Origin of the sequence: Kribbella sp. (assembly GCF_035655035.1) — a bacterium.
Classification (GTDB): Bacteria; Actinomycetota; Actinomycetes; order Propionibacteriales; family Kribbellaceae; genus Kribbella.
On sequence record NZ_DASRVN010000331.1, the window covers coordinates 1 to 11,982 of the forward strand.

The window sequence follows — 11,982 nt, forward strand, 5'->3', positions numbered from 1 at the left end:
CTCCTAGCCGCCTCCCGCCCTATCCCCTGAGCACGCACTCAGCCGGTGCGGGTCACCGTCCGTGCTCCATCACCGCATGGTCGGCGGGCATATCCGGCGGGGACTGGGAACAAGCTATTGCTTGTCGTCAGACCCCAACCACTATTCACGGTCCGGCAATTAACCGGGCGCGCCTGGGAGTGGGTAGCGCCTAGGGTTGGGGGGTGGAGATTGTGTGGGTGGATGGGGTGGATGGTGAGGTTTTTCGGCGGTTTTATGAGGTGAAGTTCGGGGTGCGGCGGGAGGAGATGGAGTTTCCGGCTGGGTTGGGGGTGGAGGAAGCCCGGGTGGCGATGGCCGGTACGCATGCTGATGTGCGTGCCGAGGGGCTGGGGCTGGTGGAGGACGGGGTCTGGGTCGGGGTTGCCTGGCTGGACTGGTGGTTGGTGGGGAACACCGACACCGTGGACGTCGAGCTCGCGGTGGTTCCGGAGTACCGGCGGCGTGGGGTGGCGAGCCGGCTGCTGGAGGTCGCGGCCGGGCGGGCGCGGGACGCCGGGCGGCGGATCGTGTCGGGGACGAACATGGCGGGCGATCCGGAGACCGGAGAGAGCCCGGGTACGGCGTTCGCCCGGGCGCGCGGGTTCGTGAAGAAGCACGCCGAGCTGCACCAGGTGCTCGAGCTGCCGGTGGAAGACCTGGTCGAGCAGCCGGTGGACGGGTACGAGATCGTGCAGTGGCGGGAGCACACGCCGGACGAGTGGATGCCGCAGTTCGTCGAGCTGCTCAGCGGGATGAGCGAGGACGTCCCGACCGGCGACCGTACGGACGCGCCGGTGCGGTGGACCCCCGAGCTGGTCCGCGACGCCGAGGCCCGGCGGGTCGCGCAGGGGCGGTTCACGTACACCACGGCCGCGGTCCACACCGCCTCCGGCGAGCTCGCGGCGTACACCCAGATGGGCGGTACGCCGGAAACCCCGGAACGGCTGAACCAGTACGACACCTACGTACGGCGTACGCACCGCGGCAACCGGCTGGGTATCGCCGTGAAGGTACCCAACCTGCGCGCACTCCAGACCGGCGTCGCCCACCCCGCCGTCCTGCACACCTGGAACGCCCCCGAGAACACCCCGATGATCGCCGTCAACAACAAACTCGGCTTCCGCCCGGTAGCCCAACGCACAGCCTGGGAACGCGAACTCTAAACAAACCCCCACGCCGGATGCCGGCTCCCAAGCAGTTCCCGGTGCCCGGCCCACTCCCCGACCGCCAACTCCTCAACCCCCAGCACCACCGGCCGCCCACCAACCAGTTCGTACCCCCACGTGAACCCGGCGACCGGCACCACCCGCCGCGACCGAATCACGTCCGGCACCGCCACGAGGAACGTGTCCGCCCGCCACACCCCGTCCGAATGGTCCGGGTTCGCGGGCGCATCGAAGAACGTCGGCAGATACCCGTACGTGTAGAACGGGTCCGTCCCGTCCAGATTCGGCATCAGATCCACCGACACCTCCCCGGCGCTGGATACCACCTGGATCCACCCTAGGATCGCGTCGATCCCCACCCCGCCGAACGTCAGCGACGCCGTACACACGGGAAACCCTGCCGGGTCCAGTCCGGGCGCGACGAGGTAGTGACCCGACACCGCCGGGTCGTTCGGCTCGACGCGGACCGAGATCTCGCCGTCGTGGCCGCGGGTGGTGAACGGGATGCGCATGCCGCAGTTTAGGTGCGGCGGAGTAATCGCCAGGCGCCGGCGATGGTGATTCCGGCGAGGAGGAGGGCGGTGAGTTCGTCGCGGAGTTGGTGGCGGACGGCGCGGTTGTCGCCGGCGCAGTCGGCCAGGTGGTGGAGGACCTGGGTGCGGCTGTTGTGCGGTTGTTCGGCGGCGCAGACGACGACCTGGGTGGAGACGGCGTGGATCCGGCCGCGGTGCTCGATCGCGTCCGGGAAGGCCCAGGCGAGCAGTACGACGAACGCGCCGACCGTCAGCACCAGCCACACGGTGAGTTTCCGGGAACTGGTCACGAGACCCGCTCCCGCCGGTGCTTGCGGATCCGCCAGACGACGATCACGATCACCACGATGCCGGCGACGACCAGCGCCGCGGCCCGGCCGAACGTCCTCTCGACCCTCGTGTACGAGTTGCCGGCCAGGTACCCGAGCAGCACCACCGCGGTCCCCCACACGATCCCGCCGGCCGCGTTGAAGGTCAGGAACTTCAGGTACCGCATCCCCGACATCCCCGCGAGCGCCGGCATCGTGGCTCGGAAGAACGCCACGAACCGCCCCAGGAACACCGCCGTACCACCGCGATCGGCGAGCATCTTCCGTGCCGAGTCCAGCCGGCCGGCGTGCCGCGAGAGCGCCCGCATGCGGAGCAGGCGCGGCCCGAAGTACCGCCCGACCTCGAACCCGACGGTGTCGCCGAGGATCGCCGCCGCGATCACCACGACGAGGATCAGCGGCAGCGCCGTGTGCCCGAGCGCCGCGGTCACGCCCCCGAGTACGGCGGCCGTCTCACCGGGCAGCACGAAGCCGACGAACAGGGCGTCCTCGGCGAACACGAGCAGCCCGACCATCCCGTACACGGCGATCCCGTGCAGCCCGAGCAGCCAGTCGGTCAGTCCCTTCATGACAGCAGAACCACCCGCAGCCGTGTCTCCGCGACCGCGCGCACTCCCCGGCCCAACGCCCGCCGCACCAGCAACCAGGTGCCGACGGCAACAACTGTCCCGAGCAACAGCCCGGCCAGTACGTCGGCCGGGTAGTGCGCGGCGATGTAGACCCGGGTGAGCGCCATCAGCACCGCGGCCGCGGCCGCGACGATCCCGAGTCGCCGGTTCACGATCCAGAGCCCGGCCGCGACCGCGCCGGCCATCGTCGCGTGGTCCGACGGGAACGAGGGGTCTGTACTGCGGTTCGCGAGCACCAGGATGCCCGGCAGCGTCGCGTACGGACGGGCCTCGTGGACCGCGTGCACGATCGGTTGGTTGACTGCCACAGCCAACAGCGTCGCACCTCCCGCACTGATCGCCGCAGCCACCCCCATCACCTGGCCCGAGCGGCGCCCGATCCACCACCCGGCGACGAGCAGTGCACCGAACAGTACGACGCCGTACTGCGCGTACAGCTGCGCCGGGGTGTGCAGCCACGGCGTGGCCCGCGCGAACGCGTTGAACTGCTCGAACAACCAGTGATTCACCCTTGGATCCCCCTCTTAACTACAATTCGGGTAGTAGATTGATGCTACTACGTTGTTTGTAGTAGCTCGTGAGGAGATCGAAGATGAGTCGCGCCCGGGGGGATCTGGAGCAGCAGGTGTTCGCCGCGCTGGCCGCGGGCCGGGGCGCGATGACGACGTCCGACGTCCGCGACGCGCTCGGCGGTGAGCTCGCGTACACCACCGTGATGACGGTGCTCGCCCGGATGGCCGAGAAGGGCCTGGCCACCCGGCAGCGGGTCGGCCGGTCGTACGAGTACACCGCGGTCGTCGACTCGGCCGAGGTCGCCGCGCACCAGATCCACCGGCTGCTGGACGCCCGCGGCGACCGTGCCGCCGTACTGACGCGCTTCGCCCGCAGCCTGTCCGCCGAGGAGTCGCAGCTCCTCGTCGGCCTCCTCCGGGACGAAGCATGACGACGGCAGCCGTTCTGGGCCTGTTCGCGATCATCGGCTACTCGGTGGTCGCGCCCAGCGCCTGCCGGCGGTTGGCGCCGTCTGTTGCGACCAAGCTGCTCATTGCCGGCAACGTGCTCTCAGCTGCCAGCGGTGTGTTCATCCTGGCCGTTCTTGCGTTCACGTGGGTCGGGCAGTTCCCACTGGTCGCAGCAGAAGGCGCATGGTCCCCTGTTGCGCTGCGTAGCGACAGTCCGGTGCCTGCGTGGCCTGCTGCGATCGCGGGCTGCCTTGTGATGCTCGCCCTGGTGTCGGTGCTCGTCACGGGCCTTCGGCAGATGCGCGCACTGGTCGAAGTACACCGGGCGTGCCGCGGGCTCACCGCGGTCGGCGACCTCGTCGTACTCGACGACGAACGCCCGGACGCCTTCAGTACGCCGCAACCCGCGGGCCGGGTGATCGTCACCAGCGGCCTGCTCCGCGCGCTGGATCCGCGCCAGCGCGCCGTACTGCTGGCGCACGAGAAGTCGCATCTCGTCCACCACCACGCCTGGTGGAACCTGGCCGCCGGGCTCGCCGCAGCGGTCAATCCGGTACTGCGACCCGCCGCTCGAGCCGCCGCGACCGCCGTCGAACGCTGGGCCGACGAGGACGCCGCCCACGCCGTCGGCGACCGCCGCCTGGTCGCCACGACCCTGGTCCGCGTCGCCCAACTGCAGACCCGCTTCACCCATCCAGCCGCCGTGGTCGCCGCTACCGGCGGTGACCTGGAGACGCGAGTTCGCGCTCTGCTCGCCCCACCACCGCGCCGCCGGCCGCTCGCGATCGCGGCGACCATCGCGATCTTCGCCGTCGGCGCACTCCCCGCCGCGGCCGTCCAGCACACCGGCGAGGCCCTCTTCGAACACGCCGAACGACCGGCCGCCGTCCAGCACACCCACGTGGTGCTGGGTGCCCCGCAGTAAGCGGGGAATCGCCAGACACCACCTAAGCTGTCGGGTGTGTGGAGCCCGAATGCGCGTGACGTCGGCGGACTTCCGACCCGGTACGGCGTACCGACTCGCGCTGGAGCTCTGATACGCACCGACGCGTTCGAGAGCGTGTCCGACGAGCTGGAGGCGCTGGACGCGGGCCTGGTGCTCGATCTGCGCTCCGACTGGGAGCTGAAGGAACAGCATCCGCTCGCCGACACTCCGACGTACCGGCGGATCCCGTGGATCGACCCAGAGGCGGAGAAGCTGCGCGATCCGGACGCCGAGCCGCGGCTGCTCGACGTCTACCGCAACAGCCTGACGCGGAACGCGGACCACATCGGGCGGATCTTCGCGGCGATCGCCGACGCGCCCGCGGACCGTCCGGTCGTGGTGCACTGCAAGGCGGGCAAGGACCGGACCGGTCTGACGGTCGCGATACTGCTCGAGCTGGCCGGCGTACCGCGGGACCGGATCGCGGCGGATTACGCGATCAGCGAGGTGCACCTCGGGACGCAGGACGGACCCGAGTACTTCCGGACGCTGCCCGAGACGATCCTCGGGTCCCTCCAACACCTCGACGGGCTGGGCGGCGTACGGGCGTACTTGTCCTGGCTCGGGCTGTCCGCGACGCAGATCCACCGGCTCGCGACGCGCCTCGTACCGGTCGACGTGGAGGCGATCGTCTTTGACTTCGACGGGCTGCTGATGGATACCGAGACCACGATGGTCGAGAGCTGGCAGGCCGAATGGGCGCATCACGGGCTCGAGCTCGACCTGGACGGCTTCTGGCCCGGGCACGGCGGTGACGTCACGGAGGAGCGGTACGCCGTACTCGCCGCGGCCGTCGGCGCCGGGTACGACCGGACAGCGAGCCATGCGCGCCGCCTCGCGCACCGCGACCGGCTGCACGCCGAGCTCGACTTCCGCCCGGGGATCCGGGAGTGGATCGTGACCGCCCGCGCGCTCGGTCTGCCGGTCGCGATCGCCAGCAGTTCGCCCCGGCAATGGGTGATCGGCCACCTGGAGCGCGTCGGCGCGGTCGACCTGTTCGAGCAGATCACCACCGGCGACGAGGTCGCGACCCACAAGCCCGATCCCGCGATCTACCAGCTCGCGCTGCAGCGCCTCGGGGCGGGTTTCGGGCTCGCCGTCGAGGACACACCGCACGGCGTCGCGGCAGCGCAGGCGGCCGGGATGTACGCGGTCGCCGTACCGAACCCGTTCGTGCCGGCCGCTGCCGTCGCAGCGGCCGACCTCATCCTGAGCAGCGCTGACGAACTGTCGCTCAGCGAACTGCTCCTTTCAGGCCGCCGCTAGACGACCGAGAGCGGTAGCAGCTTCTTGCCGGTCGGGCCGATCTGGATCTCGGTGTCCATCGACGGGCAGACGCCGCAGTCGAAGCACGGGGTCCAGCGGCAGTCGTCGACCTCGATCGCGCCGTCCTCCTCGAGCGAGTCCTGCCAGTCCTCCCACAGCCAGTCCCGGTCCAGGCCCGAGTCCAGGTGGTCCCACGGCAGCACCTCGGCGTACTCGCGCTCGCGCGTCGTGTACCAGGCGAGGTCGACCGGCTCGTCGGCGAGCGCCTGCTCGGTGCACGCGACCCAGCGCTCGTACGAGAAGTGCTCGCTCCATCCGTCGAACCGGCCGCCGTCGCGCCAGACCGCCTCGATCACGCGGCCGACGCGCCGGTCGCCGCGGGACAGCAGGCCCTCGACGATGCCCGGCTTGCCGTCGTGGTACCGGAAGCCGATCGCCTTCGCGTAGCTCTTCTCCGAGCGGATCGCCGCGCCGAGCTTCGCCAGCCGCGCGTCGGTCTCCTCCGAGCCGAGCTGCGCGGCCCACTGGAACGGCGTGTGCGGCTTCGGCACGAACCCGCCGATCGACACCGTGCAGCGGATGTCACGCCGGCCGGACACCTCCCGCCCGGTCGCGATCACCTTCTTCGCCAGGTCGGCGATCGCCAGCACGTCCTCGTCGGTCTCGGTCGGCAGACCGCACATGAAGTACAGCTTCACCTGCCGCCAGCCGTGGCTGTACGCCGCCGCGACCGTACGGATCAGGTCCTCCTCGGTGACCATCTTGTTGATCACCTTGCGCATCCGGTCCGACCCGCCCTCCGGCGCGAACGTCAGCCCACTGCGGCGGCCGTTCCGGGAGAACTCGTTGGCCAGCGTGATGTTGAACGCGTCGACCCTTGTCGAAGGCAACGACAGCGAGACGTTGCTGCCCTCGTACCGGTCGCCGAGGCCCTTCGCGACGTCCGCGATCTCGCTGTGGTCCGCGGACGACAGGCTGAGCAGGCCGACCTCCTCGAACCCGGACTGCTTGAGCCCGTTCTCGACCATGTCGCCGATCGTGGTGATGCTGCGCTCACGCACCGGGCGGGTGATCATCCCCGCCTGGCAGAACCGGCAGCCGCGCGTACAGCCGCGGAAGATCTCCACCGAGTACCGCTCGTGGACGGTCTCGGCCAGCGGTACCAGCGGCTTCTTCGGGTACGGCCACGCGTCGAGGTCCATCACCGTGTGCTTCGCGGTCCGGAACGGTACGCCGGGACGGTTCGGGGTGACGCGCTGGATCCGCCCGTCGTCGAGGTAGTCGACGGTGAAGAACCGCGGGATGTACACGCCGCCGGACTTCGCCAGCCGCAGGAGCACCTCGTCGCGCCCGCCCGGGCGGCCTTCGGCCTTCCACTCCCGGATCACCTCGGAGATCGCCAGCACGATCTCCTCGCCGTCACCCATCACGGCCGCGTCGATGAAGTCCGCGATCGGCTCCGGGTTGAACGCGGCGTGCCCGCCGGCCAGCACGATCGGGTCCGCGTCGGTCCGGTCGGCGGCGTGCAGCGGGATCCCGGCCAGGTCCAGCGCGGTCAGCATGTTCGTGTACCCGAGCTCGGTCGAGAACGACAGCCCGAACACGTCGAAGGCCCGCACCGGCCGGTGCGAGTCGAGCGTGAACTGCGGGATGTCGTTGTCCCGCATCACCTTCTCCATGTCCGGCCAGACGGAGTACGTCCGCTCGGCCAGGATGTGGTCCCGCTCGTTCAGCACCTCGTACAGGATCTGCACCCCCTGGTTGGGCAGCGCGACCTCGTACGCGTCCGGGTACATCAACGCCCACCGCACGTCGACGGCGTCCCACTCCTTGCTGACCGAGTTCAGCTCACCCCCGACGTACTGAATCGGCTTCTGCACGGAGGGCAGCAGCGCCTCCAGGCGCGGGAACAACGATTCGACAGTCATAAGCACTTCCAGTCAGCGGTCAGAGCGCCTACCAGCCTAACGCCGCACTGCTCCGCGGCTGGAATCAGCCGAGATGTGCGAGCAGTAGTGGGTTGATGACATCCGGGTGGGAGTAGGTGACCAGGTGGGCCGCGTTCTCGATGACTTCGAGGTGGGCGCCGGGGATCTGGGTGGCCAACGGGATGACGGTTTCCGGTGGGACGGAGGTGTCGTGGTCGGCGGTGACGAGCAGGACGGGGGCCGTGACGTCGGCGAGGGCGGGCAGGAGGTTGGTGGTGCTGAGGGCTTCGCAGCAGGCGGCGTAGCCCTCCTTGGGGCAGTTGAGAAGCATTTGGCGGATCGGGGCGGTGTCCTCGAAGTCGGGCAGGAACCAGCGGCCCAGGGTGGCGTCCGCGATCGACTGGGTGCCTTCGGCACGGACCTTCGCGGCGCGATCGATCCAGGTCTGCGGGTCCGCGGCCGGGTTCGACGGCGGGCAGATCGCGACGAAGCGGTGAAAGCGGTCAGGCGCGTTCTCGGCGAGCCACAGGCCGACCGCGCCGCCGAGCGAGATGCCGACGTACGACGCCTGCTCGAGCTCCAGCGTGTCCAGCAGCTCGACGACGTCGCCGCCGAGGTCGTCGATCGTGTACGGGCCGTCGGGGACCTCCGAACCGCCGTGGCCCCGGTGATCGAACGCGATCACCCGGAAGCGCTTCGCGAGCACCTCGACCTGCGGTGCCCACATCCCCTGGTCCGCACCGAGCGACGACCCCAGCAGTACGACGGGCGCGTCAGCCGAACCGGTCTCCACGTAGTTGAGTCGCATAGCGACCACTCTACGTACGCCGCTACTTCGGTGCAGGTGCCTTCCAGATGCTGCGGCCGAACGTGGCGGCGTACAGCGTGCCGCCGTCACCGCTGACCTTGATGTCGAGGATCGAGGTCAGCGGCAGACCGCGGGCGATGTGTGTCCAGTGCTTCTGCCCGGGCCGCACCGTGAACGCCCCGAAGTCCGTCGCCGCGTACAGCCGGCCGCGGACCGGGTCGTAGGTGAGCATCTCCACCGGCGCGTTCGGAAGATTGCCGCTGGCATCGATCCAGGTGCGGCCACCGTCCCGGGTCTCGAACACCGACGCGGCCGCCGAGCCTTCGCGGAAGCCGGACAGCGCCACCCAGACGTGGTCCTTCTGCCGCGGATCGACGACCACCGCGTTCACCCAGCGCTCGGGCACGCCGGTCAGCTTGGTCCAGTGGCCGCCGAGGTCGTCGGTGCGCCACAGGAGCCCGTTGTCGGTGCCGACGTACAGGGTCTTCGAATCGCCGGCGACGCCGATCGCGCTGATCGTGTGGTAGCTGTTCGAGTACACCGGGTCCGGTTGCTCGGTCGGCGCGCCGCCGGCCAGGTCGGCGTCACCGGTCGGCGAGATCGCCGTGAACGTCCGCGCGTGATCGGTGGAACGGTCCAGGACGTTGCCGCCGAAGTAGACGATCGACGGGTCGTTCGGGTCGAACGCCATCGGCGCGTCGGTGGTGATCCGCTGGCTGTGCCGGGTGCCGAAGTTCCAGCTGGTCTCCTTGCCGTCCACGTCCTGGTGCCCGTGGCAGGTCCCCTGCTGCAGGCATTCGTAGTACGTGTTGTGGTCCTTCGGATCGATCAGCACCCAGTGCCCGTCACCGCCGCCGAAGGCGTTGAACTGGGTCAGGTCGCCGGGCGGAGTGGCCGCGGTCCAGGATCGGACGCTGCCGTTGTCCTGCAGCCCGGTGGCGAGCCGGTTCGGATCGTCCTGCGCGACGGCCAGGTGGTACGACTGGTTGAACGGCTCCACCTCGGAGTGTACGAACGTCTTGGTCGCGCCGTTCTGGTCCGAACGGTAGACGCCGCCGTCGTTGCCGACGTACAGCCGCCCGGCGACGTTCGGGTCGAAGGCGAGCGCGTGCTGGTCCGCGTGCAGGCCGGACAGCGACGTCCAGGTCTGGCCGCCGTCGGAGGACGAGCGCATGTTCAGGTCCGCGCTGAACAGGTGGTCCTGGTTCGCCGGGTCCACCCAGATCTTCGCGAACCACCACTGGTACCCGCTCCGGCCGCCGGCCTTGCCGCCCGCGGTGAACGTGCTCCCGAAGTCGTCGGAGACGTAGAAGCCCTTCTCGGCGCCGTACTGCGTCCCTGTGATCACGTACACGCGGTCCGGGTTGCTCGGGGCCACGCCGATCCCGATCCGGCCGAGGCTAGCGTCGCTGGTCAGTCCGCTGGCGTCACCGTCGGAGAGCTTGGAGACGTTCTCCAGCCGCGTCCACGTCGTACCGCCGTCGGTACTGCGGAACAGGCCGGAGCCGACGCCGCCGTACGTACGCGCACCTGGGGTGCGGTGGTGGTCCCAGAGCGCGGCGAGCATCCGCTGCGGGTTCTTCGGGTCGATCACCACGTCGACGGCGCCGGTGGTGTCGTTGGGCGGGGCGATCACCTGCTTCCAGGAGTGGCCGCCGTCCTCGCTGCGGTAGAGGCCGCGTTGCGCGACCGGCTGGTACGGCGAACCGGAGGCGGCGGCGAAGATCCGCCGCGGGTTCTTCGGGTCGACCGCGATCCGGCCGATCGCGGCGCTGTCCCGCAGGCCGCGGTTGTGCCAGGTCTTGCCGCCGTCAGTTGACGAGTAGATGCCGTCGCCGAAGAACGTCAGGCCGCCGCCGGGCGGGTTCGCCTCGCCGGTGCCGGCCCACAGCGTGCCGTCGGGGCCGCGTTCGAGCGCGCCCATGGTCTGGTTCTGGTCGGTCGGCCAGACCGGGGTGAACGTCTTGGACGCGTCGGTACTGCGCCAGACGCCGCCGCCCGAGGCCGCGATGTACACCGTGTCCGGCCGGGTCGGATCCACCACCAGTCCGACGATCCGGCCGCCGATGTTCGACGGGCCGACGTACGACCACACCTTCTTGCCGGGGTCGTCCGGGATCTTGGCCGCCTGGTCGCGGGCCTGCCGGACCTGGTCCAGGCCGATGTCCTTGCCGGACGAGAACTTCGTCGTCAGGTAGTCCGCCGGCCCGGTCGCGCCGGAGCCGGCCCGTTCGGCCAGCTCGAAGTGCGCGGCGCAGATGGCCGGCATCCCGGCGGTCTCGGTCTCGCCGTCCCCGCCGGACAGCTGCCGTTCGACGCGTTCCCAGCCGGCTTGCGCCTTCTGTCCCACGGACGGCGTCCGCGCCATCCCGCAGGTGTCACTCGTCCCCACTGCCGCGACTCCGGCCGTCGCCAGCACCACGGCCAGCGCCCCGGCCACCACGATCGTCCTCCGTCGGCCCATAGGTCGACACCTCCCGCTCGGCTCGATGATTGAGCTGGGCAGGTCAGGTCCCCGCGCCTCACGCCCGAAAGTGCTTCTACCCTGCTGTAGTTGGGCGGAAACGGACAGTGCTCAGGGCAGTGGCAGGACCGTCGTCCGGCGGTGATGCTCGAAGACGACCGAGCTGCGGATGTCGGCGATCTCCTGGCGTTTGGCGAGCGCGAGGACGAGGTCACGGAGCGCCTGGGTGTCCTTGACCGCGACGTGCGCGAGGAAGTCGGCGCCGCCGGAGACCATGAACATGTCCAGCGTCTGCGGCAGGTCCATCACGTACGACTGGAACGCGGTCGCCACCGCCATCGCCTGCGGGCGGAGCTTGATCGAGATGATCGCCTGGGTGGAACGGTCGATCGCCTGCAGGTCCACGGCCGCGTGGTACCCGCTGATCACGCCGCGCTCGCGGAGCCCGCGGATCCGCTCCAGGCAGGTCGACGGCGCGATCCTGAGCTCGGCCGCCATCTCCCGGTTGGTCCGCCGGGCGTCGTTCTGCAGCATCCGCAGCAGCGCCGTATCAAGTTCGTCCATGGCAGCCAGTTTCGCAGTTCCGCCGAACGATGTTCGGAGTACGCCGGGATCGACCGCGCACCGGACTACCGTGACCGCCGTGCTGACGAACAAGATGGTCGTGATCATCGCGACCGAAGCTCCCCTCGGCGTCGCCCTGAACACCGCCGCGCTGCTCGGCGTCGGCCTCGGGCGGCACCACGACGACACGGTCGGCCCGGACACCGCGGATGCCGCCGGTACGCCGCACACCGGGATGTGCGCGTACCCGATCCCGATCCTCCGTGCCGACGACCTCCGGACGCTCCGGGCCCAGGCCGCCGCCCGCGGCGACGTCACGATCCACGA

The 11,982-nt window shown here is 70.0% G+C and carries 13 protein-coding genes; 5 read left to right on the forward strand and 8 right to left on the reverse strand.

Annotated elements, in window-relative coordinates; genetic code table 11:
- The first annotated feature begins 260 nt into the window (after window positions 1-260).
- Complete coding sequence (locus tag VFF46_RS18655; RefSeq protein ID WP_325038418.1) at window positions 261-1,184, forward strand: GNAT family N-acetyltransferase; 924 nt, start codon at window positions 261-263, stop codon at window positions 1,182-1,184.
- Here the strand turns inward: VFF46_RS18655 and VFF46_RS18660 are convergent.
- From VFF46_RS18660 to VFF46_RS18675, 4 genes are read right to left on the reverse strand one after another with little or no spacing between them, the layout of a single operon-like run.
- Window positions 1,181-1,699 carry a hypothetical protein gene (locus tag VFF46_RS18660; RefSeq protein WP_325038419.1) on the reverse strand — a complete coding sequence of 173 codons (519 nt, stop codon included), beginning with the start codon at window positions 1,697-1,699 and terminating at the stop codon, window positions 1,181-1,183. The two genes, VFF46_RS18655 and VFF46_RS18660, sit on opposite strands and share 4 nt — an antisense overlap.
- 8 nt (window positions 1,700-1,707) lie before the next feature.
- A complete protein-coding gene (locus tag VFF46_RS18665) occupies window positions 1,708-2,010 on the reverse strand; it encodes a hypothetical protein (protein WP_325038420.1) in 303 nt (100 codons plus the stop codon).
- Complete coding sequence (locus VFF46_RS18670; protein WP_325038421.1) at window positions 2,007-2,618, reverse strand: DedA family protein; 612 nt, start codon at window positions 2,616-2,618, stop codon at window positions 2,007-2,009. The genes VFF46_RS18665 and VFF46_RS18670 overlap by 4 nt, the downstream gene beginning before the upstream one ends.
- Window positions 2,615-3,187 carry a phosphatase PAP2 family protein gene (locus tag VFF46_RS18675; protein WP_325038422.1) on the reverse strand — a complete coding sequence of 191 codons (573 nt, stop codon included), beginning with the start codon at window positions 3,185-3,187 and terminating at the stop codon, window positions 2,615-2,617. Before VFF46_RS18675 ends, VFF46_RS18670 begins: the two co-directional genes overlap by 4 nt.
- Before the next feature lie 83 nt (window positions 3,188-3,270).
- Here VFF46_RS18675 and VFF46_RS18680 point away from each other — a divergent pair, with 83 nt between their 5' ends.
- The 3 genes from VFF46_RS18680 to VFF46_RS18690 are packed head-to-tail and all read left to right on the forward strand — an operon-like array spanning window position 3,271 to window position 5,891.
- Window positions 3,271-3,621, forward strand: coding sequence for a BlaI/MecI/CopY family transcriptional regulator (locus VFF46_RS18680; protein WP_325038423.1), 351 nt, complete (start codon window positions 3,271-3,273; stop codon window positions 3,619-3,621).
- Complete coding sequence (locus VFF46_RS18685; protein ID WP_325038424.1) at window positions 3,618-4,565, forward strand: M56 family metallopeptidase; 948 nt, start codon at window positions 3,618-3,620, stop codon at window positions 4,563-4,565. Before VFF46_RS18680 ends, VFF46_RS18685 begins: the two co-directional genes overlap by 4 nt.
- Before the next feature lie 36 nt (window positions 4,566-4,601).
- Window positions 4,602-5,891: an HAD-IA family hydrolase gene (locus VFF46_RS18690; RefSeq protein ID WP_325038425.1), complete on the forward strand. Its 1,290-nt coding sequence runs from the start codon at window positions 4,602-4,604 to the stop codon at window positions 5,889-5,891.
- Here VFF46_RS18690 and VFF46_RS18695 read toward each other — a convergent pair.
- From VFF46_RS18695 to VFF46_RS18710, 4 genes are all read right to left on the reverse strand, one after another.
- Complete coding sequence (locus tag VFF46_RS18695) at window positions 5,888-7,819, reverse strand: TIGR03960 family B12-binding radical SAM protein (protein WP_325038426.1); 1,932 nt, start codon at window positions 7,817-7,819, stop codon at window positions 5,888-5,890. The two genes, VFF46_RS18690 and VFF46_RS18695, sit on opposite strands and share 4 nt — an antisense overlap.
- 64 nt (window positions 7,820-7,883) lie before the next feature.
- Window positions 7,884-8,627, reverse strand: a complete 744-nt coding sequence (locus tag VFF46_RS18700) for an alpha/beta fold hydrolase (protein ID WP_325038427.1) — start codon at window positions 8,625-8,627, stop codon at window positions 7,884-7,886.
- Between the two features lie 22 nt (window positions 8,628-8,649).
- Window positions 8,650-11,091, reverse strand: coding sequence for a VPS10 domain-containing protein (locus VFF46_RS18705; RefSeq protein WP_325038428.1), 2,442 nt, complete (start codon window positions 11,089-11,091; stop codon window positions 8,650-8,652).
- 111 nt (window positions 11,092-11,202) lie between these two features.
- Window positions 11,203-11,655, reverse strand: a complete 453-nt coding sequence (locus VFF46_RS18710) for an Lrp/AsnC family transcriptional regulator (protein WP_325038429.1) — start codon at window positions 11,653-11,655, stop codon at window positions 11,203-11,205.
- A 79-nt stretch (window positions 11,656-11,734) separates the two neighbouring features.
- Here VFF46_RS18710 and VFF46_RS18715 point away from each other — a divergent pair.
- Window positions 11,735-11,982: DUF2000 domain-containing protein (locus VFF46_RS18715; RefSeq protein WP_325038430.1), on the forward strand; the 248-nt coding region annotated here is incomplete at its 3' end.